We start from the raw sequence: 312 nt of genomic DNA, 5'->3' as shown, positions 1-312 counted from the left end.
CTCGGTGCGCAGGATCAGCCCGGTGGTGGAGTTGATGCGGTCCTTGGGCACGACGAGGTGGATGCCCTTGGAGGCGCGGACGTGGAACTGGCCGCGCTCGCCGACCATGGCCTGGGTGTCGTCGGTCCACACGCCGGTGGCGTTGACGATCTGCTTGGCGCGGATCTCGTACTCGCCGCCGCCCTCGACGTCCTGCACCCTGGCGCCGACGACGCGCTCGCCCTCGCGCAGGAAGCCGGTGACCCGGGCGCGGTTGGCGGCCCTCGCGCCGTACGACACGGCGGTGCGCACCAGGGTCGCGACGAAGCGGGC

The 312-nt window shown here is 72.8% G+C and carries 1 protein-coding gene; it reads right to left on the bottom strand.

Going from position 1 to position 312, the window contains the following annotated elements:
• Positions 1-312, bottom strand: a 312-nt coding sequence (locus IE249_RS36155) for an FAD-dependent oxidoreductase (protein ID WP_229857519.1), incomplete at both ends; no start/stop codon positions are given.

The sequence above is a fragment of the Streptomyces anandii JCM 4720 genome, from assembly GCF_014650655.1.
Lineage (GTDB): Bacteria > Actinomycetota > Actinomycetes > Streptomycetales > Streptomycetaceae > Streptomyces > Streptomyces anandii.
This window is presented reverse-complemented; position numbering and strand designations above follow the sequence as displayed.